This window comes from Acidovorax sp. Leaf160, from assembly GCF_001424265.1.
In the GTDB taxonomy this organism is placed as follows: Bacteria; Pseudomonadota; Gammaproteobacteria; order Burkholderiales; family Burkholderiaceae_C; genus Paracidovorax.
This window is the reverse complement of sequence record NZ_LMOV01000018.1, coordinates 1-22,521: the sequence shown is the minus strand read 5'-3', so window position 1 is coordinate 22,521 and position 22,521 is coordinate 1. Positions and strand designations below refer to the sequence as shown.

Here is a 22,521-nt window from a genome sequence, read left to right as displayed (position 1 = left end):
GCGGCGATTGGCGCGAGCCGCGCGGCGGTGGATGCGGGCTACGCCCCGAACGATTGGCAGGTGGGCCAGACGGGCAAGATCGTGGCCCCGCAGCTCTACGTCGCGGCGGGCATCTCCGGGGCGATCCAGCATCTGGCGGGCATGAAGGATTCGAAGGTGATCGTGGCGATCAACAAGGACGCCGAGGCTCCGATCTTCAGCGTGGCCGACTATGGGCTGGAGGCGGATCTGTTCACCGCCGTGCCGGAACTCGTCAAGGCACTCTGACTTTCAGCGTTGGCTGACCAAGGCATCGTTCGCGATGCCTTTTTTTCGACAATTTTTGCCCCGGAGACAACCACCATGAGCTACGTCGCCCCCGTCAAGGACATGCTTTTCGCCATCGAGCACCTCGCCGGCATCGAGCAGGTCGCGCAACTGCCCGGCTTCGAGGAAGCGGGCCTGGACACGGCCCAGGCCGTGCTGGAGGAATGCGCCAAGTTCACCGGCGGCGTGGTGGCGCCGCTCAACGTGGTGGGCGACCGCAACCCGTCTTCGTGGAAGAGCGGCTTGGTCACCACCACGCCCGGCTTCAAGGAAGCCTTCCGCCAATACGCCGAGGGCGGCTGGCAGGGCCTGCAGCACCCGGTCGACTTCGGCGGCCAGGGCCTGCCCAAGACCATCGGCGCGGCCTGCAGCGAGATGCTCAACAGCGCCAACATGAGCTTCGCGCTGTGTCCGCTGCTGACCGACGGGGCCATCGAGGCGCTGATCACCGCCGGCAGCGACGAGCTCAAGGCCACCTACCTGGAAAAGCTGGTCACCGGCCAGTGGACCGGCACCATGAACCTGACCGAGCCCCAGGCCGGCAGCGACCTGGCGCTGGTGCGTACGCGCGCGGAGCCGCAGGGCGACGGCAGCTACAAGATCTTCGGCACCAAGATCTACATCACCTACGGCGAGCACGACATGGCGGAGAACATCGTGCACCTGGTGCTGGCCCGCGTGGCCGGCGCGCCGGAAGGCGTCAAGGGCATCAGCCTGTTCGTGGTTCCGAAGTTCCTGGTGAACGCGGACGGTTCGCTGGGCGCGCGCAACGACGCGCACTGCGTTTCCATCGAGCACAAGCTGGGCATCAAGGCATCGCCCACGGCGGTGCTGCAGTTCGGCGACCAGGGAGGAGCCGTGGGCTATCTGGTCGGCGAGGAGAACCGCGGCCTGGAATACATGTTCATCATGATGAACGCCGCGCGCTATGCCGTCGGCCTGCAGGGCATCGCCATTTCCGAGCGCTCCTACCAGCAGGCGGTGCAGTACGCCCGCGAGCGGGTGCAGAGTCGCCCGGTGGACGGCAGCCTGCCCGGCAGCGCGACCATCATCCACCACCCGGACGTGCGCCGCATGCTGATGACGATGCGCGCCGTGACCGAGGGCTGCCGCGCCATGGCTACCACGGCGGCGGCGGCCTACGACGCGTCGCACCACCATGCCGATGCCGAGGTGCGCCGCGCCAACGCGGCGTTCTATGAATTCATGGTGCCGCTCGTCAAGGGCTACAGCACCGAGATGAGCCTGGAGGTGACCAGCCTGGGCGTGCAGGTGCACGGCGGCATGGGCTTCATCGAGGAGACGGGCGCCGCCCAGCACTACCGCGACGCGAAGATCCTGACCATCTACGAAGGCACGACCGCCATCCAGGCCAATGACCTGGTGGGGCGCAAGACGGCGCGCGACGGTGGCCGCACGGCCCAGGACATCGCCGCGCAGATCGAGAAGACCGAGGCGGAACTGGCCGCCAGCGGCAGCGCCGACGCGCAGGCCGTGGCGCGCCGCCTGAAGGACGCGCGGGAAGCCTTCACGCAGGTGGTGGAATTCGTCGTGGCGCACGCCAAGGCCGACCCCAACGCCGTGTTCTCCGGCAGCGTCCCCTACCTGATGCTGGCCGGCAACCTGATGGCCGGCTGGCAGCTGGGCCGCGCGCTGCTGGCCGCCGAGGCCCTGTTGCCCGAGGGACAGGACGAAGCCTTCCTGCGCGCCAAGATCACCACTGCGCGCTTCTATGCCGACCACCTGCTGGTGCGCACCGGTGCGCTGCGCGACACCATCGTGGAAGGCGCGGCCAGCGTGACCGCGCTGCCGCTGGAAGCGTTTTGACGGCGATGGCTATTGCTAGTGCTATTGCTATTGCTATTGCTATTGAATTGATAGCTGCAGGTGCCGGAGAGACAAGCGCTGCAGCCTGATTTGGCCCGAACTACAACCTTTCAAGGAGACTTCATGTCCCGTCTGCCGCCCGTGCTGCAAAAGCTCTCGCTGCCTGTCATCGGATCGCCGCTCTTCATCATCAGCAACCCGCAACTGGTCATCGCCCAGTGCAAGGCGGGCATCGTCGGCTCCATGCCCGCGCTGAACGCCCGCCCTGCCGAACTGCTGGATGAGTGGCTGGCCGAGATTACCGAGACCCTGGCCGCGCACGACCGCGCCCACCCCGAAAGCCCCGCCGCGCCGTTCGCCATCAACCAGATCGTGCACAAGAGCAACGACCGCCTGGAGCACGACATGGAGGTCTGCGCCAAGTACAAGGTGCCGATCGTCATCACCAGCCTCGGCGCGCGCGAGGACGTGAACCAGGCCGTGCACGCCTGGGGCGGCGTGGTGCTGCACGACATCATCAACAACAAGTTCGCGCACAAGGCCATCGAGAAGGGCGCCGACGGCCTGATCGCCGTGGCGGCAGGCGCTGGCGGCCATGCGGGCATCAAGAGCCCGTTCGCGCTGATCCAGGAGATCCGCCAGTGGTTCGACGGCCCGCTGGCGCTGTCGGGCTCCATCGCCTCGGGTGGTGCCATCCTGGCAGCGCAGGCCATGGGGGCCGACTTCGCCTACATCGGCTCGGCCTTCATCGCCACGCACGAAGCGCGCGCGCAGGACGCCTACAAGGAAGCCGTGGTGGCCAGCAACTCGGACGACATCGTCTACAGCAACCTCTTCACCGGCGTACACGGCAACTACCTGGCGCCGTCGATCCGCGCGGCCGGGCTGGACCCGGAGAACCTGCCCGTGTCCGACCCGAGCGCGATGAACTTCGGCGGCGGTGCGCGCAAGGCGTGGAAGGACATCTGGGGCTGCGGCCAGGGCATCGGCGCCATCGACCGCGTGACCGGCGCAGGCGAGCTGGTGGAGCGGCTGCGCAGCGAGTACCAGGCCGCGCGTGCGCGTCTCGCCATGGCTTGACCTAAAAACGCCTCCAGCGCTGGTGCGATAAGCACCGACAGCTATTAGAATCATAGCAACCAGGCGGGGCGCATGCCCTGGCACGGCGCGGCGCTTTCGGGTGCCGCGCCGTTTTTGCGCGTGCTGCATGCCGCGCCGCATGCCCCAAGCCATGCCGCTTTCCACGCGCCCTTCACGCCGCCCTCCACGCCGCCCTTCACGCCGCGCCCATCTGCCCCGCGCCGCGGCCCGCCCGGCGCGGGATGCCGCCGCCCCATTTCCCGCCATGTCCCATCCGCCGCCACTCCAGCAACCGCCACGCCGCCCGCCCGCCGGGCCTGCCCAGCGCCATCCCGCCATCGACACGGTGAAGGGCCTGGCCTGCGCCGCCATCGTCTGGCACCACCTGGCGTTCTATGGCCCCATGTCCGACATCGCCCAGCCGCTGGCGCCGGAGCTGATGGCCGTGCTCAGCCAATACGGCCGGCTGGCCGTGCAGGTGTTCCTGGTGTTGGGCGGCTACCTGGCGGCGGCGAGCCTGGCCCCCGCCGGTTTGGCGCGGTTCGATGCGGCGGGCACCCAGATCGGCCGGCGCTTCGTGCGGCTGGTGGTGCCCTATGCCGTGGCCCTGGTTGCCGCCCTGCTGGCCGCCGCTGCGGTGCGGCCCTGGCTGGGCGGCCACCCCTCGGTGCCGGCCGAGCCCAGCATCGCGCAATTGCTGGCGCATGCGGTGCTGCTGCACGACGTGTTCGGTGAAGAGGCGCTGTCGGCCGGCGTCTGGTATGTGGCCATCGACTTCCAGCTGTTCGCATCCGCCGTCCTGCTGATGGCGGCTGTGCGGCGCTGGGGCGGGTCGCCGCAGCGCGCCGCCGTGGCCACCCGGGTTGCCGTGGCGCTGGCCTGCGCGGCGTCGCTCTGGCTGTTCAACCGGCAGCCGGGCCTGGACGTGTGGGCCGCGTATTTCTGGGGAGCCTACGGCCTGGGCATGCTGGCCTGCTGGGGCGCGCGCTCGCCGCGGCATGGCGCGCTCTGGCTGGTGGGCATCGCGCTGCTGGGCGCCGTCGCGCTGTGGCTGGACTTCCGCGACCGCATCGCGCTGGCATGGGTCACCGCGCTGGGCTTGGCCGTCTGCCTGCGAACGAACGGGGCGGGCAGCGCTGCGGGCGCTGAGGGCGCTGGTTTCGCGCGCGTGGCGGAAAGCCGCCAAGCCGGTGCGCTCCTGCGCCCGGTGCAGGCGCTGGGATGCATGGCGTATTCCGTGTTTCTGGTGCACTTCCCGGTGTGCCTGGTGGTGAACGCCGCCTTCAGCCAGGCCGCGCCGCAATCGCCAGCATGGAACGCGCTGGGCATGGTGGCGGCCTTCGCGCTGTCCGTTGGCGCCGGCCGGCTGCTCTACCGCCGCGTCGAGTCGCAACTGGCCACCTGGACCGTTGCCATGCGCTGGCAGGCCGGGCTCGTCGGGCTGGGCTGGGCGGTGATCTGGGCCAGCCGGGTGCTGCGTTAGCCGGTGGGTGACTCCGGGCGGTCGGTGGCATATACTGTGGTTTTGAACAGTATTTCAAGCCCGCCGCCATGTCCGAGGTCCGCATTCCCGTCGCCGCCCTGAAGGGGCGCGGCATTGGCGCGGTGACCGCCCACCGGTTCGCCCGCGAGGACCGCGGCGCCTTTGACGACGGCTGGGGCACGCTGCAGGAAACGCAGGCAGACGGCGAGGGCGCTGCCCCGCCGGCCACGCAGGTGACGCTGGAAACCGCCCGCAGCGCCCTCAGCACTAACGACTCGCCCGACATCTTCTTCGACCAGTCGGTCAATCCGTACCGCGGCTGCGAGCACGGCTGCGTCTACTGCTACGCGCGGCCCACGCACAGCTACCTGAACCTCTCCCCCGGGCTCGACTTCGAAACGCGCATCATCGCCAAGCACAACATCGCCGAGCTGCTGCGTGTGGAGCTGGCGCGTCCCTCGCACGTGGCCAGTGCCATCAACATCGGCTCGGCCACCGACTGCTACCAGCCGGTGGAGCGCGAGCTGCGCCTGACCCGTTCGCTGATCGAGGTGATGGCAGCGGCCCGGCACCCGTTCTCGCTCATCACCAAATCGAGCGGCGTGGAGCGCGACCTGGATCTGCTCGCCCCGTTGGCCGAAGACCGGTTGGCCGCTGCCTACCTGACCATCACCACGCTGGACGCGCGCCTGGCCCGCCTGCTGGAGCCCCGCGCCGCCGCGCCCCATCGGCGCCTGCGCACCATCCGGGCGCTGGCCGATGCCGGTGTACCGGTGGGCGTCAGCGTGGCGCCGCAGATTCCCTTCCTGAACGAAGACATGGAACAGGTGCTGGAAGCCGCACGGGACGCGGGTGCCACCTCGGCCTTCTACACGGTGCTGCGCCTGCCGTGGGAACTGAACCCGCTGATGCGCGACTGGCTGGCGCTGCACTACCCGCAGCGCGCCGCGCGCGTGCTGGCCCGCGTGCAGGACCTGCACGGGCTGGACGAAGCCGCCCGCAGCGCCGGCAAGGCCTACCGCAGCGATGCGGCGAGCCGCATGAAGGGCACCGGCCTCTGGGCCGATCTGCTGCGCCAGCGCTTCGTCACCGCCTGCCGGCGGCTGGGCCTGAACCGCACCCGGATCGAGCTGGACACGTCGCAGTACCGGCCGGCGCTGGCGCGCGGGCAGGCCTGTCTTTTCTAGCCTTGCTGCAGCGCCCGGGCCGCACCCGGGCCGCACCCGGGCCGCGTGCAGGCACCGTGTGGCGCGTGCCGGGGCGGTGCAGGGCCTGCACCCGGCGGGTGCATCGGCCGGGCCGCGCCACAAACTGCGTGCCGCGCGGGGCAAAACGCAATTCGGTGCCGCCGTGGGGGGCGCGATCAGCGCGGGCCCGGTGCGGGCCGCTCCTAAGCTCTGACCATGCGTCCGGCGTTCATCGCTCGCCGGGCCGTTCTCTTTTCACCTCTTACTGCGGGAGTGGCTCCAATGGCATTGCGTGATTTCAAGGTACTGACGTTCGACGTGGTCGGCACGCTGATCGATTTCGAGGGCGGCATGCTGGCCTACCTGCGCCAGGCGGCGCCGGGCCACCCGGTCACGGACGACGCCTTCCTGGCCGCCTATCGCACGGCGCGCAAGCAAGAAGGCACGGGCTGGTACCCGGACGACCTGGAGCGTTGCTGGCATGTGGTGGCGCGGGCCCTCGGCCTGCCGGACAGCGATGCCCTGGCGCGCGGCCTGCGCGATTCCGTCGCCGACTGGCCCGCCTTTCCGGATTCGGTCGAAGCGCTGCAGCGCCTACGCAGGCATTTCAAGCTGGTCACCATGACCAACGCGCAATCCTGGGCGCTGGCCCACTTCGACAAGACGCTGGGTTCCCCGTTCGACCTGCTCCTCAGCTGCGACGACGCCATGTGCGAGAAGCCCGACGCGCGTTACTTCGCCTATGCCCGGGGCCGCTACGAGGGCGCCTGGGGTTTCCGCCAGGCCGACAACCTGCACGTGGCGCAGAGCCAGTACCACGACATGGGCATCGCCCGGCAGCTGGGCATCACCACCTGCTGGATCGAGCGGCGCCACGGCATGAAGGACTCGGGCGGCACCATCGACTCCGCGCACATCGTGCCCGACTACCACTTCCACACCCTGGCCCAGCTGGCCGATGCGGTGGAGGCAGGGCAATGAGTCTCAGCGAACGGGCCGCGCCGGTCGCCGACCTGCTGCCCGACCTGGTGGCGCTGCGGCGCGACCTGCATGCCCACCCCGAGCTGGCCTTCGAGGAGCGCCGCACGGCCGGCATCGTCGCCCAGTCGCTGCGCCTGCTCGGGCTGCAGGTGTACGAAGGCATCGGCGGCACCGGCGTGGTCGGCACGCTGCGCTGCGGCAGCGGCCAGGCCAGCGTGGGCCTGCGGGCCGACATGGATGCGCTGCCCATGGTGGAGCTGGGCCAGCAGCCGCACGCCAGCCGCAACCCCGGCAAGCACCACGGCTGCGGACATGACGGCCACACCAGCATGCTGATCGGCGCGGCCCGCCAGCTGGCGCGTACGCGGGCGTTCGACGGCACGGTGCATTTCATCTTCCAGCCGGCCGAAGAAGGCAAGGGCGGCGCGCGCCGCATGATCGAGGACGGCCTGTTCGAGCGCTTCCCGTGCGACAGCGTGTATGCGCTGCACAACTGGCCCGATCTGCCGCTGGGCCGGGCGCAGACCCGCGCCGGCCCCATCATGGCCGCCGCCGACCGGTTCGACATCGCCGTGTGCGGGCGGGGCGGCCACGCGGCCCAGCCGCACCACACGCCCGATGCCATCCTGGCCGCCAGCCAGCTGGTGGCCCAGCTCAACACCATCGTCGCGCGGCGCATCGACCCCGGCGAATCGGCGGTGCTGTCGGTCACCCGCATCGAGGGCGGCCACAGCCACAACGTGCTGCCGGCCGAAGTGCAGATCACCGGCACGGTGCGCAGCTTCGACGTAGCCTCGCAGGACCGCATCGAGGCCGCGCTCCGTGCGGCCTGCGCGGGCGTGGCGCTGGCGAGCGGCACCGAGATCGCGGTGAACTACCTGCGCTACTACCCCGCCACCGTCAACACGCCGGCCGAAGCCGCGCTGGCGCTGGAGGCCGCGCGGGCCACCGGCCTGGAGGCCGACATGGCGCCGCGCGCGGCCTTCACCTCCGAAGACTTCGCCTTCATGCTGCAAAAGAAGCCCGGGGCCTACCTGTGGCTGGGCCAGGGCCGCGCCGAGCCCGGGCCGGACGGCGAGCGGGCGCTGCACCACCCCTGCTACGACTTCAACGACGACGCGTTGCCGCTGGGTGTGCGCTGGTTCTGCGAAGTGGCGGCGCGGGCCTTGGGGCGCGCCTGACGCGGCATGTGCTCAGGCGGAGCGGCAGCTCGCCTGGCCGCGCGTCGCCGATCCGCCGTCGGGGGCGGGCAGAGCCCCGGTATCAGCGTGAAAATGGCTGCGGGCGCTTTAAGAATGGGCGCTTGATGCTATAAAAATATTAGCGAAGGACGGGTGCCGTAGCGGCTTCCGTGCCGGGGCATGGACCCGCCCGGCCGGTTCACCGCTGGTGCGGGAACAGCTTCTCGATCGGGCAGTGCGTCTTGATGAAGGGCGACTTGATGACGATGTAGCTGAAGTACTTGGCAATGCCGATGTTGCGCGCCAGCAGGCCCTCGATGACTTCCTGGTAGTGGTTCACACCGCGCGTCAGGAAGCGCAGCAGGTAGTCGTAGCCGCCGCTCACCAGATGGCATTCCAGCACCTCGTCCACCTCGCGCAACGCGGTCTCGAAGCGGTGGAAGTCCTCCCGGTGGTGATCGGTCAGGGTCACCTCGGTGAACACGGTCAACGTGTCGCCCAGCCGCTCCAGCCGCAGGTGGGCGCCGTAGCCCGAGATGTAGCCCGCCTGCTCCAGCCGCTTGACCCGGATGAGGCAGGGGCTCGGCGACAGGCCGACGGCATCGGCCAGATCCACGTTGGTCATGCGGCCGTTGCGCTGGAGTTGAGAGAGGATGCGCAGGTCGAGCCGGTCGATCTTCAGGGCTTCATTCATCATGGCAAGGCAGGCGTGAAAGGACAGGCGCCGATTGTCGTCGGCGCGAGGCCGCCGGACAGCGGCAGGGCGGCAAAATTCAGAAGGCGTGGGTGGTTGCGGCGTGCCCGGGCGGGCCGCACGGACACGTCCCGTCGAGGCGCAAAGCCCCGCCGCAGCGCGGGCTGGGGCCCCGCCCCGGGCGCGCATCGGCACCGCTGCAGCGGCCTCGCGGGGCGGTGCGCAGGTGCGTGCCGGGCGCTTGCACAGCGTCTCAGGCCATCGACGCGCGGACGTCGGGCTCGGCCAGCACGTCGTCCAGCGTTTGCTTCAGGCGCGCGAACATCTGGGCGAACTCGTCTTCGCTGAACGTCAGCGCGGGCGCGAAGCCCAGGATGTGGTCGCCGAACGAACGGAACACGAGACCGTTGCGGTAGCCGGTGCGGAAGATGCGGTCGGCCAGGCCCAGCGAAGCGTCGAAGCCGCGCTTGCTTGCCTTGTCGCTCACCAGCTCCAGCGCGCCCAGCAGGCCGCGGTGGCGCGAGTCGCCCACCAGAGGGTGGCTGCGCAGCGCATCGAGGCCGGCCGCGAAGTGCTTGGCCACGCGCTGGCCGTTCGCCAGCACGCCGCCTTCTTCGTACAGCCGCAGCACTTCCAGGGCGACGGCAGCGCTCACCGGGTGGCCGGAATAGGTCGCGCCGTGGCCGATGGGCGCGCCGGCGGGGGCGCCGTCGGCGATGGCGGCATAGACCTTCTCGCTCATCATGGTGGCGCCCATGGGCACGTAGCCGGCGGTCAGGCCCTTGGCCATGGTCAGCAGGTCGGGCTCGACGCCTTCGGCATCGCACGCGAACATGGGGCCGGTGCGGCCGAAGCCGGTGATGACTTCGTCCACCACGAACAGGATGTCCAGCTCGCGGGTGGCTGCGCGCATGGCTTTGAGCCAGCCCTTGGGCGGAATGATCACGCCGCCGGAACCCTGGATCGGCTCGCAGAAGAAGGCCGCCACGTTGTCGGCACCGAGTTCGGCCACCTTGGCGCGCAGCGCCGCCACGGAGCTGGCGATGAGCGCCTCGGGGTCGGCGCCATCGGCATGGCGGTAGGGGTTGGGCGACGGGATGTAGTGCTGCGTGGGCAGCGGCAGGTCGAAGCCGCGGTGGAACACCGGCAGCGCCGTCAGGCCCGCGCCGGTGGAGGACGAGCCGTGATAGCCGCGCTCCAGCGAGATGAAGTGCTTCTTCGACGGCTTGCCCAGCGCGTTGTAGTACTGGACGATGAAGCGCACCGCCGCATCCACCGACTCGGAACCGCCGAGCGTCAGGTAGACCCGCGTGAGCGACGCCGGCGTGATCTGCACCAGCTTGTCGGCCAGGCGGATGGCGGGTTCGCTGCCGAAGTGGAAGTAGCCGGTGGCGTAGGGCAGCGTGCGCATCTGCTGGGCGGCGGCCTGCACCACGCTTTCCTGGCCGTAGCCCACGTTCACGCACCACAGGCCGGCGAACGCATCCAGCAGCTGGTGGCCCTTGGCATCGGTGAGCCAGGAGCCCTGGCCCGACGCGAGCACGGTCGGGCCGCGTTCTTCGTGGGTGCGCCAGGGCGCGACCGGGTGGATCAGGTGGGCGCGGTCGATCGCGTCGAGCGCGGCATGGGCGGGCAGGGCGGTGGGGTGCGTCATGGCGTCAGGTGGAGAGTGAAGTGGCGTGAAGTGAGCTGGGAAGGGAGCCGAAAGGCACGCTGGGGCGGTGCATGCCCGTTGGCCGGCCGGTTCGCCCAGGACCTGTCGACGGGCCTTGCGAGCAGAGAGCTTTGGCTTCGACGGGCTCAGCCCGGACGGACCTGGATGGACGGACTGGCATGGCGCTGGGAATGCTGTTCGAGCGAGCGGTTCAGGGTGCGTCCAGCTTATGTTTGAAGCCCCGCCGGTGGATGCCGCTTTGGGCCTCTGCACCGCTGTGCCATGCGTTTGTGAAGGCCTTGGCAGCAGATCGTTCGGCTGCCCCGCCCGGGGCCCTGCCAGCGTGGCGGACGGGGCCCGCTGCGCCGGCCCCAATGCCGCGTCAGCCCAGGGCCTGCGTGACGGGCGCGAAGAGGCGGGCCTGCCCTGGCCGGGGTTCGGGCAGGGCGCCGCGCACCATCGTGGTGGGCGCATCCACCGAAGGCAGGCCGATCGAGGCGAACCAGTCCATCAACCCGCTGGCCTGGTCGATGTCGATGCGGGTGAAGTTGCCGGCATTGGTGCTGACCAGGTGGGCGATCAGCGCCTTGGCGCCGTCCGCATCGGGCGCCACCACGGGGCCGATCACATGGCCGCGGCCGAAGCGGCGCAACATGGCGAAGCCGCGGGCGGTGTTGTCCTGGTCCAGCACCACGCAGGTCTCGGCGCTGGCCAGCAGGTCCGCGATGAGCGCATCGCGCGGCATTCCCCGGCCCTGCGCGTCCAGCGCCTGCAGCGCGGGCAGCTCATTCATGCCGGCGGGCCGCAGCCGGCACCCCGGCGGCAGCGCCACCGGCGCGACGGACTGCGCCGTGCCCTGGTGCTGGCTCAGCTCGCCCACTTGCACGAAGCCCAGCCGTTCATACAGGCCCCGGCCGGCGGCGGTGGCGTGCAGCAGCACCGTGCAGTCCTCCAGCCCGTCCAGCAGGGCCGTCATCAGCCGGTGGCCGATGCGCTGGCCCTGGCAGGCCGGCGACACGATCACCAGCCCGATGCTGGCGTGCCGCTTTCCCCAGCGCCAGCGCTGCGCGGTCGCGACGACGCGGCCGTCGATCTCGGCCACGAAGCCTTCGGCATGCGCGAAGCTCTGCGCCCAGTCGGCCGGCCGGTGCGGCCAGCGCTGCTCGGCCGACAGGGCCTGCGATGCGTCCAGGTCCGCGGCTGTCATGGGCCGCAGCACTGCGGTGCCTGTGGCGGGCGCCGGCGTGAGAAGTGTGGTCATGGGAGAGAGGCTTTCTGAAGTGGGCGGATGGGAAGGAGGGCGGGGCATGCAGGCGGGGCATGCAGCGGGGGGCATGCAGCCCGTGGCGGCGCTCAGAAGTCGGCGACCTTGCCCCAGGAGGGATCGCTGAAGCGCGAGGGGTGGTAGGGCTTGGGGTCCTCGATCGGGGCGGCGCCGCTCACGATGTCGGCAATCAGGTGCCCCGCGCCGGGGCCGATGCCGAAGCCGTGGCCGGAAAAGCCCGCCGCCAGCACGAACCCGGGCAGGCCCGGTACTTCGCCGATGCCGGGCACGCCATCGGGCGTGCTGTCCACGTAGCCGGCCCAGGCATCGGTGATGCGTGCCTGCGCCAGGTCGGGTACCAGCTCGATCACGCGGCGACGGGTCTGCTCGACGGTGGGCATGTCGGGCCGGGGGTCGAGCACGCGCACGCGTTCCATGGGCGTGGGCGCGTCGAGCCGCCAGCGCTGCAGCGTCTCGTGGCCGCTCTGCCAGCCCTGCAGGCCGCCGGGCATCAGGTTGCGCCAGCGCTTGGCGAACATCGGAATGAACTGCGGCGCGAACCGGAAAAATCCCGGGGTCAGGTCGACCCGGGCGCGGCCCGAGATGGCCAGCGCGTAGCGGCCGTCCGCGCGGCGGGTGATGGCCACGCCGTCGGCATACAGCACGTCGGGCAGGTCGCGCTCCACCGGCGCCACGCTCAGGATGGTCTGGCGCACGGAGGCCTGCGGAAAGCGAATGCCCAGCTGCCGGCAGAACGACGACGCCCAGGCGCCACCCGCATACACCGCGATGCGGGTCTTGATGGTGCCGGATTCGGTCACCACCCCGCTCACGCGGCCGCCTTCGGTCTCGATACCCCGGGCCGCGCAGTTCTGGTGGACCGTGCCGCCCAGCTGCATCACCGCTGCGGCAACGGCCGGCGCGGCCAGGCCGGGGTCGGCCGTGCCGTCGGTGGGCGAATGCACGCCGCCCTTCCAGCTGCGGCCGGTGAGCCGCCCGCGCTCGGTGGCCTCCTCGCTGGTCAGCATGTGGGTGGTCACGCCCACGGTCTTGGCGAATTCCCGCCAGCGCGCCCACTGCGCCAGCTCCGCTTCGTCGTTGCTCAGGTAGAACAGGCCGCAGCGGCGAAAGCCCGTGTTCTGGCCGGTCTCGGCCGAAAACTGCTCCCACAGGTCCAGGCTCTTGCTGGCCAGGGGCAGCTCGCGTTCGTCGCGGTTCTGCTGGCGGCACCAGCCCCAGTTGCGGCTGGACTGTTCGCCTCCGATCACGCCTTTCTCGACCACTGCCACCGAGATGCCGCGCCGGGCGAGGTAGTAGGCGGTGAAGATGCCGATGATGCCGCCGCCGATCACGACCACGTCGGCCGAGGCGGGAAGGTGGGGCGAGGTCTCGATGCGGTTCAGCGGAGGGGACATGGGCGAAGTCTTGAGAATTCAAAAAGCAGGGGCCATCGGGTGGCGGGGCCCGCGTGTCATCACAGCTTAATTTCCAGGGGCGGTGGATGCGTGCTGCTTTTGCTGCCGCCGCCCGCAGCAGGCTGCGTTTCTGGGCGGTCTGGCAGCAGATCGTTTGGTGGGGGTGTCGGCGTGTGTGGAAGACCCAGGCCGCTGCACGGCCTGGGGCCACGTCTACGGGTGGCTAATAGCCCTTGCTGCGGTCCACCAGACCGACCATGGGTTCGCCGGCCTGGAAGCGCCGCAGGTTCTCCAGCACGGCTTCGGCCGCACTGTGCGGCTGCGTCATGCTGGCAATGTGGGGCGTGAGCTGGATGCGCGGATGCGCCCAGAAGGCGTGGCCTGCGGGCAGCGGTTCCGGGTCGGTGACGTCGATCACCGCTTCCGTGAGCTGGCCCGATTCGAGGGCCGCCAGCAGGTCGCGTTCCACCAGCTGCGGCCCGCGGCCGACATGCACCAGCGCGGCGCCGCGCGGCAGCTGGTCGAAGAGAGCGGCGCCGAGAAAGCCGCGCGTTTCCCCGGTCAGCGGCAGCAGGCAGATCAGCACATCCGTGCGCGCGAGGAAGGCATGCAGCTCGCCGGCTCCCGCACAGGTCGCCACGCCATCCACAGTCCGGCGGGACCGGCTCCACCCGGCGCAGTCGAAACCCAGCGGCGCGAGTTGCGCCAGCACGGCCTGGCCGAGCGAGCCCAGTCCCAGCACGCCGATGCGGCGCTCGGCAGCCCGGCGCACCGGCAGCGGCTTCCAGACGCCCTCGCGCTGTTGGCGACGGTATTGCGGCATGTCCCGGTGCAGGCCCAGCACGGCGTGCGTCACATATTCGACCATGCCGCTGACGATGCCCGGCTCGATCATGCGCACCACCGGCAGGTCGGCGGGGAGGGCCTCGAAGTCGAACTGGTCCACCCCGGCACCGGATGAAAACAGCACCTGCAGATGCGGGAACGTGGTGGCGAGATCTGCCGGAGGCTCCCATGCGGCCAGGAACCGCACCCGGGCCGGGTCGCCGATGTCGGGCCAGATGCGAAAGTCGATCCGGGGCGCGCGCTGGCGGAAGGCTTCGGCCCAGTGCCGGCCGCGCACCGGGTCGGACTTGTAGAGGAATATGTCCATCACAGGCCCCTGCCCAGGCGGAGGGCGGCAAGGCGAGGGCGGAGCGGGCGGAGCGGGCGGAGCGGGGAGGGCGGGGCGGTGCGGGGCAAGACCATGAAGAGACGTTCCTGTGTGTGGGGGCGCCGGTGCGGACGCGGCGCCTTCATGCGGCGCATCGATCTTGCGCCGACAAGCCCGTCTCGCGCCAGCACGAATCAGGGTTGCTACCTAAATTGCAAGCTTCGGCTGCGGGGCGCCGCAGGTTGTGGCATTCATTGCGGCAGACCGCCTCCATTCGGACACAAATGCTGCGGTCATCTGGGAGCATCGACGCCACGTTGCGACAGTGCCGCGCGCTTTCCCGAACACACCATGAATCCCTGCAAACCATGCTCCAAATCCGTGCATCCGGCACCCGCCGCGGTGCATGGCGGTGCATCGGTGCACCCTCGCAAAGCAGACCGCACGGGATGCCGCTGCCACCCCATCAAACCGCAGCTTTGCCGTGCCGGGCTGCGTTTTTCCCAACGGGCCGCGCTGATCTGCATGTTGCAATCGCTTCGTCATCAACCTGTCGAACAGACTTCCCGCCACACGGCCCGCCCCGGTCGGTAACCGGTTTTGATTTCCAAGGACCCGAGACATGGCTTTCCGCCCCAAGTACGTGACTTTCGATTGCTACGGCACCCTGACGCGGTTCCGGATGGCCGAGTTGACGAAGGAACTGTTTGCCGACCGCATCAGCGCGGACCGCATGCCCCAGTTCATCGCCGACTTCACCGCCTACCGCTTCGACGAAGTGCTGGGTGCGTGGCAGCCCTATGAAGTCGTGCTGAAGAACGCCGTGCGGCGCCTGTGCAAGAAGTGGAAGATCCAGTACTTCGACACCGACGGCCAGACCTACTACGACGCGGTGCCCACCTGGGACCCGCATGCCGACGTGCCCGCAGGCCTCGCCAAGGTCGCCAAGGAGATCCCGCTGGTCATCCTGTCGAACGCCGACGACAGCCAGATCCAGAAGAACGTCGCCATGCTGGGCGCGCCCTTCCACCGCGTGTACACGGCCCAGCAGGCCCAGGCCTACAAGCCGCGCCTGAAGGCCTTCGAATACATGCTCGACTCGCTGGGCTGCAACCCCGAAGACGTGCTGCACGTCTCGTCCAGCCTGCGCTACGACCTCATGTCCGCCGACGACATCGGCATCAAGAACAAGGTGTTCGTGAACCGCGGCCATGGCCCGGGCAACCCGGCCTACGGCTACACCGAGATCCAGGACATCGGCGGCCTGCCGGGCGTCGTCGGGCTCTGACCGACCTGCCGCCGCCACACGCCATCCTTCCAGACACGCCGCACCGGCCATCCCATGAAACTCGAAAGCTATTGGACCGAATCCGCCGAGGCCTTCACGCCCCTGGCGCGCGACCTGCCTGCCCAGGTGGATGTCGCGATCGTGGGAGGCGGCTTCACCGGCCTCTCCGCGGCGCTGGCTTTCGCGAAGCAGGGCGCGCGGGTGGTGGTGCTGGAAGCGGGCCCGCGCGTGGCGGCCGAGGCTTCCGGCCGCAACGGCGGCCACGTCAACAACGGGCTGGCCATGGACTACGCGGACGTGGCGGCCCGTGTCGGCGTGCCCCAGGCGCGCAGCTGGTACCACGCCTACGACGCGTCGGTCGATACCGTGCAGCGCCTGGTGCGCGAAGAGGCCATCGACTGCGACTTCCTGCGCCACGGCAAGCTCAAGCTGGCCACGAAGCCGCAGCACCTCGACGCGCTGCAGCGAAGCGCACAGCGCCTGATCGACGACGGGGTCGACACCGACGTGGGGATCCTGAGTGCGGGCCAGGTGCGCGCCGAGGTGCAGAGCGAGCGCTTTCACGGCGGCCTGCTCTACAAGCGCAGCGCGCAGATGCACATGGGCCGTTTCGCCCGGGGCTTGGCCGCCGCTGCGGAACGCCGGGGTGCCGAGATCCACACCAGCACCGAGGTGCGCCGCCTGCAGCGCATCGGCAGCGGCCATGCGCACCGCCTGGTCACGGCCCGCGGCACGGTCGAGGCCGCGCAGGTGCTGGTCGCCACCGGTGCCACCCGGCATGGCGGCTACGGCAGCTTCGGCTGGCTGCGCCGCCGCATCGTGCCGATCGGCAGCTTCATCGTGGTGACCGAGCCGCTGGGCGCCGAGCGGGCCCAGGCGCTGCTGGCGGCGCGCCGCACCTACACCACGGTCGCCAACATCCACCACTATTTCCGGCTCACCGCCGACCACCGGCTGGTGTTCGGCGGGCGCGCGCGCTTCGCCGTCTCCAGCCCGCAGTCCGACGCCACCAGCGGCGAGATTCTGCGCGCCGGGCTGGCCGAGACGTTTCCGCAGCTGGGCGCGGTGCGCCTCGACTACTGCTGGGGCGGCCTCGTGGACGTCACGCAGGACCGCCTGCCCCACGCCGGCGAGCGCGACGGCCTCTACTACAGCATGGGCTACAGCGGCCACGGCACGCAGATGTCGGTCCACATGGGCGAGCGCATGGCAGCCGTCATGACCGGCGTACCGGAGGCCAACCCCTGGGCCGGGCGCGACTGGCCCGCCATTCCGGGGCACTTCGGTGCGCCGTGGTTCCTGCCGGCCGTGGGCCTGTATTTCCGGCTCAAGGACAAGCTCGCCTGAGCCCGCGCCACCGGCCTGCCGACCGCGTTTTCTCCCTCTTCCTTTTTTTCCGTTTCCCCAGTCCCCAACAGGAGCATCACCATGAGCGACAACCCCATCAAAAGCATCATCGGCCCCCGCGAAAGCCTTCGCGTGATGGATTCCCTGCGCCGGGGCGCAACGCGCCGTGACGTGCTGGCCATGCTGATGGCAGGCGGCATGCAGGCCACGCTGGCCGGCAGCCTGGCGGGGATGGCCACGGTGGCCCATGCCCAGACGCCGCGCCGCGGCGGCCGCATCCGCGTGGCCGCGGCCACTGCCGCAGCCACCGATACGCTGGATCCGGCCAAGCAATCGAACCAAAACGACTACGTGCGCTGCAACATGGTCTACAACGGTCTCACGTCGCTGGACGGCAGCCTCACGCCCCAGCCCGCGCTGGCCGAGGCGTTCGCCACCACCGATGCCAAGACCTGGGTCTTCACGCTGCGCAAGGGCGTGACCTTCCACGACGGCAAGGCGCTGGCGCCGGCCGACGTGGTCTTCTCGCTGATGCGCCACAAGGACCCGGCCACCGCGTCCAAGGCCAAGGCGCTGGCCGACCAGATCGAGAGCGTGAAGGCCACCGGCCCGAACGAGGTCACGGTGGTGCTGTCCATGCCCAACGCCGACCTGCCGGTCATCTTGGGCACCTTCCACTTCGCGATCGCCAAGGAAGGCACGACCGACTTCAGCACCGGCATCGGCACGGGCCCCTACAAGCTCAAGGAGTTCAAGCCCGGCGTGCGGACCCTGGTGGTGCGCAACGACAACTACTGGAAGCCCGGCCGCCCCTACCTGGACGAGATCGAATTCGTCGGCATCGGCGACGAGAGCGCCCGCGTCAACGCGCTGCTGTCGGGCGGCATGGACCTGGTCGCCTCGGTCAATCCGCGTGCCGTCGCCCGCGTGAAATCGACCCCCGGCTACACCATCTTCACGACCCAGTCCGGCCAGTATTCCGACCTGGTGATGCGCCGCGACATGGCGCCGGGCAGCAGCCCGGACTTCGTGCTGGCGATGAAGCACCTGTTCGATCGCGAACAGATGAAAAAGAACATCGCGCTCGACTACGCCGTGCTGGCCAACGACCAGCCGATCGATCCGACCAACCGCTTCTACTTCAAGGACCTCCCGCAGCGCACGTTCGACCTGGACAAGGCGAAGTTCCACCTGCAGAAGTCCGGCGTGACGGGCAAGGTGCCGGTGGTCACCTCGCCAGCCGCCATGTATTCGACCGAGACCGCGCTGCTGCTGCAGCAGGCCGGCCAGCGCATCGGGCTGGATCTGGACGTCAAGCGCATGCCGGCCGACGGCTATTGGTCCAACCACTGGCTCAACAGTGCGGTGGGCTTCGGCAACGTCAACCCCCGCCCCAGCGCCGACGCGCTGTTCACGCAGTTCTTCAAGTCCGACGCCGCCTGGAACGAGTCGCGCTGGAAGAACCCGCAGTTCGACCAGCTGCTGGTGGCGGCGCGGGGTGAAACCGATCTGGCCAAGCGCCGCCAGATGTATGCCGACATGCAGACCATGGTGCACAACGAGGCCGGCATCGGCATTCCGCTGTTCCTCGCCAGCATCGACGGCCACTCGACCAAGCTCAAGGGCCTGTCGCCCATTCCGCTGGGCGGCCTGATGGGCTACTCGTTCGCCGAGAACGTCTGGCTCGAAGCCTGACGCGCGCTGACCGATGCCCGGCCCCGCCGGGCGGTCAACGATGATCGACGCCTCCTCCATGCACTAGAAGCCGCCGCGCCATGAACCGTGTCATTCTCAAACTCCTGATCCAGCGGGTGCTGCTGGCGCTGCTGTCGCTGCTGGCGGTGTCGGTCATCGTCTTTTCGATCACCGCCGTGCTGCCGGGCGACGCCGCGCAGGAGCAGCTGGGGCAGGAAGCCACGGCCGAGTCGCTGGCCGCACTGCGCGCGCAGATGGGGCTGGATGTGCCGGCGCCGCTGCGCTACGTGCGCTGGCTCGGCGGCATCGTGCGGGGCGACCTGGGTACCTCGGCCACCACGCAGATGCCGGTCGGCGACCTGGTGGCGAGCCGGCTGCCCAATTCGCTGCTGCTGGCGGCGGTGACGGCGATCTTCTCCGTGCCCATCGCGCTCACGCTGGGCATCGCCTCGGCGGTCTGGCGCGGCTCCTGGTTCGACCGCATCGTCTCGTCGGCCGCGGTGGCCGTGGTGTCGGTGCCCGAATTCCTGGTGGCCACGCTGGCGGTGATGGTGTTCGCGGTGCAGTTGAAGTGGCTGCCTGCGCTGTCCTATGTGAACGACATCGAGTCGCTCGGGCAGCTGCTGCGGGCCTTTGCCATGCCGGTGCTGAGTCTGTGCTGCGTGATCGTGGCGCAGATGATGCGCATGACGCGTGCGGCCGTCAGCGACCAGCTGGATGCGCCCTACATCGAGATGGTGCGGCTCAAGGGCGCATCGCCCCTGCGCATGGTCATGGCCCACGCCCTGCCCAACGCGATCGGACCGATCGCCAACGCGGTGGCGCTGTCGCTGTCGTACCTGCTGGGCGGCGTGATCATCATCGAGACCATCTTCAACTACCCCGGCATCGCCAAGCTCATGGTCGACGGCGTGACCCAGCGCGACATGCCGCTGGTGCAGACCTGCTCCATGATCTTCTGCGCGGGCTACCTCATCCTGGTGACGCTGGCGGACGTCTGCGGCATCGTCGCCAACCCCCGCCTGCGCCACCGCTGACCCAAGGCCGCCCATGGATTCAATGACTTCTTCCCACCGGTCGCCCGCCGCCATGCCCAAGCCGTCCGCAGCCCCTGCGGCCGCCTCTGCGCCGGTGCCTGGCGCCGTTCCTGCGGCCGCCGCGCCGGCGACTGCTCCCGCCACCGGGCGCCGCCGCCATCCGCTGCGTTTCATCGCCGGCTTCGGCATCAGCGGAATGCTGGGCCTCGTCGTGCTGCTGTTCTGGATGCTGGCCGCGTCCCTCGGGCCGCTGCTGCTCGACCCGGCGCTGCAGTCGGGCGGCGGCTCGGATGTGTTCGCGCCCATCAGTGCCGCGCACTGGCTGGGCACCGACTACCTGGGCCGCGACATGCTGGTGCGCGTCATCGACGGTGCGCGCTACACCGTGGGCGTGGCGCTGCTGGCCACGCTGCTGGCCAGCGGCACCGGCACCACGCTGGCGCTGTTCGCCGCCGCCGTGGGCGGCCGGCTCGACGCCGTGCTGAGCCGTCTGCTCGACACCTTCACCGCCATCCCGAGCAAGATGTTCGCGCTGATCCTGGTGGCCGGCTTCGGCTCGTCAGTCACCATGCTGGTGGTGGCCGCGGCCATCATCTACGTGCCGGGCGCCTACCGCATCGCACGGTCGCTGGCCGTGAACATCAACGCGCTCGACTACGTCACCGTGGCGCGCACGCGGGGCGAGGGCACGGGCTACATCATGCTGCGCGAGATCCTCCCCAACATCCTGGGGCCGATGCTGTCCGACCTGGGGCTGCGCTTCGTCTACGTGGTGCTGCTGCTGGCCAGCCTGAGCTTTCTGGGCCTGGGCATCCAGCCGCCCGCGGCCGACTGGGGCTCGCTGGTGCGCGAGAACATCGGCGCGCTGCCCGACGGCGGCGCCTCCGTCATCGTGCCGGCGCTGGCCATCGCCAGCCTGACCATCTCGGTCAATCTCGTCATCGACAACCTGCCGGGCCGTGCCGCCCGCGAACGCGGAGGGCGTTGAACATGGGTGCATCCGTCGTCGTCAAAGACCTCTCCATCACCGCTGGCGACCAGACCCTGGTCGATGCGCTGAGCTTCACCATCCAGCCGGGCGAAGTGCTGGCGCTGATCGGCGAATCGGGCTCCGGCAAGACCACCACCGCCCTGGCGCTGATGGGCTACGCCCGCAGCGGCTGCGCCATCTCGGGCGGCAGCGTGCGCATCGGCGAAGTGGATGTGCTGCACCTGTCGCCGGCCGAGCAGCGCGCCCTGCGCGGGCGCACCGTGGCCTACATCGCGCAGAGCGCGGCGGCATCGTTCAACCCGTCGCGCACCATCATGGACCAGGTGGTCGAGCCCACCCGCATCCACGGCACCATGACGCGCTCGCAAGCCGAGGCCAAGGCGGTGGCGCTGTTCCGCGAACTGGCATTGCCCAACCCCGACACCATCGGCGAGCGCTACCCGCACCAGGTGTCGGGCGGGCAACTGCAGCGGCTGATGGCGGCGATGGCGCTCATCACCGACCCGGACCTGGTGATCCTCGACGAACCCACCACGGCGCTGGACGTGACCACGCAGATCGAGGTGCTGCACGCCTTCCGCCGCGTGGTGCGCGAGCGCCGCGCCACCGCCGTGTACGTGAGCCACGACCTGGCGGTGGTGGCCCAGATGGCCGACCACATCCTGGTGCTGCGCGGCGGCAAGCTGCAGGAGCTGAACGCCACGGGCCGCATCCTGTCAGCGCCCGACCACGAATACACCCGCATGCTGATGGCTGCCGCCCGGCCCGAGCCCCGGGTGGCCGAGCACTGCCGCGGCGAGGGCGAACTGCTGCTCGATGTGCGCGGGCTGTCGGCCGGCTACGGCCCGGTCGATGCCAACGGCCAGCCGGCGGTGCTGATCCTGCAGGACATCGACTTCAAGCTCTACCGGGGTCAGGCCATCGGCGTGATCGGCGAGTCGGGCTCCGGCAAGACCACGCTGGCACGGGCGATCGCCGGGCTCATCAAGCCCTGCCAGGGCAGCATGGTGTTCGCCAACGCCGAGCTGAAACCCGAACTGCGCGAGCGCAGCAAGGAAGAGCTGCGCCGCATCCAGATCGTCTTCCAGATGGCGGACACGGCGCTTAACCCGTCGCAGACCATCGAGCGCATCCTGGCGCGGCCGCTGCAGTTCTACAAGGGCCTGAAGGGCGCCGCGCTGCAGCGCCGCATCCACGAACTGCTCGACCTGGTGAAGCTGCCGCACAGCGTGGCCGGCCGGCTGCCCGGGGGGCTGTCCGGCGGCCAGAAGCAGCGCGTGAACCTGGCGCGTGCGCTGGCGGCCGACCCCGATCTGATCCTGTGCGACGAGGTCACCTCCGCGCTGGACACGGTGGTCGGCGCCGCCGTGCTCGACCTGATGGCCGAGCTGCGGCGCGAGCTGGGCGTGTCTTACCTCTTCATCAGCCACGACCTGCACACCGTGCGTTCGGTGTGCGACGAGATCGTGGTGATGCAGCACGGCCGCAAGCTGGCCCAGGTGGCGCGCGCCGACTACGACCGCGGCCCGCACCACCCGTACTACGAACTGCTGGCCCGCTCGGTGCCCGAGTTGCGCCAGGGCTGGCTGGCGGAACACGGCAGCACGGTGCCCCCGGCCGCCGTGGCGGCCTGACGGCGGCTACTGCGGTGACTGCGCCGATTGCGGCGAGCGCAGCAGGCGTTGCCACGGCTTGGCCCGGTCCACACCATCATTTGCTATTAAATTCATAGCTATAGGCCATTGCCATACCAGCCCAAACGGCCGATTTGACCTTAAAACTCCCATGCCACAAACCCAGCCCCAGCCCCTGACCCTCTCCCGCCCCGACCTCATTCGCGACGCCAACTTCATCGCCGGCCAGTGGGCGCCGGGCCCCGGCGCGCTGCTGCCCGTCACCAACCCGGCCACGGGCGAGGTCATCGCCTCCGTGCCTGAC

General features: G+C 69.8%; 18 protein-coding genes. 13 read left to right on the top strand and 5 right to left on the bottom strand.

Annotated features, from left to right (window positions below):
• The 7 genes from ASF94_RS10625 to ASF94_RS10595 all read left to right on the top strand — a co-directional run.
• A partial coding sequence (locus ASF94_RS10625; RefSeq protein WP_200933059.1) for an electron transfer flavoprotein subunit alpha/FixB family protein occupies window positions 1–267 on the top strand: 267 nt, incomplete at its 5' end.
• A gap of 75 nt (window positions 268–342) precedes the next feature.
• Complete coding sequence (locus tag ASF94_RS10620) at window positions 343–2,133, top strand: acyl-CoA dehydrogenase (protein WP_056665644.1); 1,791 nt, start codon at window positions 343–345, stop codon at window positions 2,131–2,133.
• 123 nt (window positions 2,134–2,256) lie between these two features.
• On the top strand, window positions 2,257–3,213 hold the full coding sequence (locus ASF94_RS10615) for a nitronate monooxygenase family protein (RefSeq protein WP_056665641.1): 957 nt from the start codon (window positions 2,257–2,259) through the stop codon (window positions 3,211–3,213).
• 265 nt (window positions 3,214–3,478) lie between these two features.
• Window positions 3,479–4,696: an acyltransferase gene (locus ASF94_RS10610; RefSeq protein WP_056665639.1), complete on the top strand. Its 1,218-nt coding sequence runs from the start codon at window positions 3,479–3,481 to the stop codon at window positions 4,694–4,696.
• Window positions 4,697–4,764: 68 nt separating this feature from the next.
• Entirely contained in the window at window positions 4,765–5,883 is a 1,119-nt protein-coding gene (locus ASF94_RS10605) for a PA0069 family radical SAM protein (protein WP_056665635.1), read from the top strand.
• 282 nt (window positions 5,884–6,165) lie between these two features.
• Window positions 6,166–6,864 carry an HAD-IA family hydrolase gene (locus tag ASF94_RS10600; protein ID WP_056665633.1) on the top strand — a complete coding sequence of 233 codons (699 nt, stop codon included), beginning with the start codon at window positions 6,166–6,168 and terminating at the stop codon, window positions 6,862–6,864.
• A complete protein-coding gene (locus tag ASF94_RS10595; RefSeq protein ID WP_056665630.1) occupies window positions 6,861–8,045 on the top strand; it encodes an amidohydrolase in 1,185 nt (394 codons plus the stop codon). Before ASF94_RS10600 ends, ASF94_RS10595 begins: the two co-directional genes overlap by 4 nt.
• Window positions 8,046–8,244: 199 nt before the next feature.
• Here ASF94_RS10595 and ASF94_RS10590 read toward each other — a convergent pair whose 3' ends face one another.
• The 5 genes from ASF94_RS10590 to ASF94_RS10570 all read right to left on the bottom strand — a co-directional run bounded on the left by ASF94_RS10590 (window position 8,245) and on the right by ASF94_RS10570 (window position 14,228).
• Window positions 8,245–8,739, bottom strand: coding sequence for an Lrp/AsnC family transcriptional regulator (locus ASF94_RS10590; protein WP_056665651.1), 495 nt, complete (start codon window positions 8,737–8,739; stop codon window positions 8,245–8,247).
• Window positions 8,740–8,992: 253 nt separating this feature from the next.
• A complete protein-coding gene (locus tag ASF94_RS10585; RefSeq protein WP_056665627.1) occupies window positions 8,993–10,393 on the bottom strand; it encodes an aspartate aminotransferase family protein in 1,401 nt (466 codons plus the stop codon).
• A gap of 382 nt (window positions 10,394–10,775) precedes the next feature.
• Window positions 10,776–11,654: a GNAT family N-acetyltransferase gene (locus ASF94_RS10580; protein ID WP_056665624.1), complete on the bottom strand. Its 879-nt coding sequence runs from the start codon at window positions 11,652–11,654 to the stop codon at window positions 10,776–10,778.
• 92 nt (window positions 11,655–11,746) lie between these two features.
• Complete coding sequence (locus ASF94_RS10575) at window positions 11,747–13,072, bottom strand: FAD-binding oxidoreductase (RefSeq protein WP_056665621.1); 1,326 nt, start codon at window positions 13,070–13,072, stop codon at window positions 11,747–11,749.
• Between the two features lie 223 nt (window positions 13,073–13,295).
• The gene (locus ASF94_RS10570) at window positions 13,296–14,228 is read right to left on the bottom strand and encodes a glyoxylate/hydroxypyruvate reductase A (RefSeq protein ID WP_156382503.1); all 933 of its coding nucleotides are present in this window, start codon (window positions 14,226–14,228) and stop codon (window positions 13,296–13,298) included.
• Window positions 14,229–14,847: 619 nt separating this feature from the next.
• On the opposite strand from ASF94_RS10570, the gene ASF94_RS10565 reads away from it, so the two are divergent.
• The 6 genes from ASF94_RS10565 to ASF94_RS10540 all read left to right on the top strand — a co-directional run bounded on the left by ASF94_RS10565 (window position 14,848) and on the right by ASF94_RS10540 (window position 22,217).
• On the top strand, window positions 14,848–15,513 hold the full coding sequence (locus tag ASF94_RS10565; RefSeq protein WP_056665617.1) for a haloacid dehalogenase type II: 666 nt from the start codon (window positions 14,848–14,850) through the stop codon (window positions 15,511–15,513).
• Between the two features lie 54 nt (window positions 15,514–15,567).
• Complete coding sequence (locus tag ASF94_RS10560) at window positions 15,568–16,860, top strand: FAD-binding oxidoreductase (RefSeq protein WP_056665613.1); 1,293 nt, start codon at window positions 15,568–15,570, stop codon at window positions 16,858–16,860.
• A gap of 81 nt (window positions 16,861–16,941) precedes the next feature.
• Window positions 16,942–18,555 carry an ABC transporter substrate-binding protein gene (locus ASF94_RS10555; RefSeq protein ID WP_056665611.1) on the top strand — a complete coding sequence of 538 codons (1,614 nt, stop codon included), beginning with the start codon at window positions 16,942–16,944 and terminating at the stop codon, window positions 18,553–18,555.
• A gap of 80 nt (window positions 18,556–18,635) precedes the next feature.
• Window positions 18,636–19,592: an ABC transporter permease gene (locus ASF94_RS10550; RefSeq protein WP_056665608.1), complete on the top strand. Its 957-nt coding sequence runs from the start codon at window positions 18,636–18,638 to the stop codon at window positions 19,590–19,592.
• A 52-nt stretch (window positions 19,593–19,644) separates the two neighbouring features.
• A complete protein-coding gene (locus ASF94_RS10545; RefSeq protein WP_056665606.1) occupies window positions 19,645–20,580 on the top strand; it encodes an ABC transporter permease in 936 nt (311 codons plus the stop codon).
• 2 nt (window positions 20,581–20,582) lie between these two features.
• Window positions 20,583–22,217, top strand: a complete 1,635-nt coding sequence (locus ASF94_RS10540) for an ABC transporter ATP-binding protein (RefSeq protein WP_056665648.1) — start codon at window positions 20,583–20,585, stop codon at window positions 22,215–22,217.
• Window positions 22,218–22,521: the final 304 nt, after the last annotated feature.

Coding starts and splice junctions, on each gene's coding strand:
- ASF94_RS10545 (WP_056665606.1), top strand. CDS start 19,645: ATGCCCAAGCCGTCCGCAGCCCCTGCGGCCGCCTCTGCGCCGGTGCCT.
- ASF94_RS10620 (WP_056665644.1), top strand. CDS start 343: ATGAGCTACGTCGCCCCCGTCAAGGACATGCTTTTCGCCATCGAGCAC.
- ASF94_RS10610 (WP_056665639.1), top strand. CDS start 3,479: ATGTCCCATCCGCCGCCACTCCAGCAACCGCCACGCCGCCCGCCCGCC.
- ASF94_RS10600 (WP_056665633.1), top strand. CDS start 6,166: ATGGCATTGCGTGATTTCAAGGTACTGACGTTCGACGTGGTCGGCACG.
- ASF94_RS10580 (WP_056665624.1), bottom strand. CDS start 11,654: ATGACCACACTTCTCACGCCGGCGCCCGCCACAGGCACCGCAGTGCTG.
- ASF94_RS10540 (WP_056665648.1), top strand. CDS start 20,583: ATGGGTGCATCCGTCGTCGTCAAAGACCTCTCCATCACCGCTGGCGAC.
- ASF94_RS10605 (WP_056665635.1), top strand. CDS start 4,765: ATGTCCGAGGTCCGCATTCCCGTCGCCGCCCTGAAGGGGCGCGGCATT.
- ASF94_RS10560 (WP_056665613.1), top strand. CDS start 15,568: ATGAAACTCGAAAGCTATTGGACCGAATCCGCCGAGGCCTTCACGCCC.
- ASF94_RS10590 (WP_056665651.1), bottom strand. CDS start 8,739: ATGAATGAAGCCCTGAAGATCGACCGGCTCGACCTGCGCATCCTCTCT.
- ASF94_RS10550 (WP_056665608.1), top strand. CDS start 18,636: ATGAACCGTGTCATTCTCAAACTCCTGATCCAGCGGGTGCTGCTGGCG.
- ASF94_RS10595 (WP_056665630.1), top strand. CDS start 6,861: ATGAGTCTCAGCGAACGGGCCGCGCCGGTCGCCGACCTGCTGCCCGAC.
- ASF94_RS10555 (WP_056665611.1), top strand. CDS start 16,942: ATGAGCGACAACCCCATCAAAAGCATCATCGGCCCCCGCGAAAGCCTT.
- ASF94_RS10575 (WP_056665621.1), bottom strand. CDS start 13,072: ATGTCCCCTCCGCTGAACCGCATCGAGACCTCGCCCCACCTTCCCGCC.
- ASF94_RS10565 (WP_056665617.1), top strand. CDS start 14,848: ATGGCTTTCCGCCCCAAGTACGTGACTTTCGATTGCTACGGCACCCTG.
- ASF94_RS10615 (WP_056665641.1), top strand. CDS start 2,257: ATGTCCCGTCTGCCGCCCGTGCTGCAAAAGCTCTCGCTGCCTGTCATC.
- ASF94_RS10585 (WP_056665627.1), bottom strand. CDS start 10,393: ATGACGCACCCCACCGCCCTGCCCGCCCATGCCGCGCTCGACGCGATC.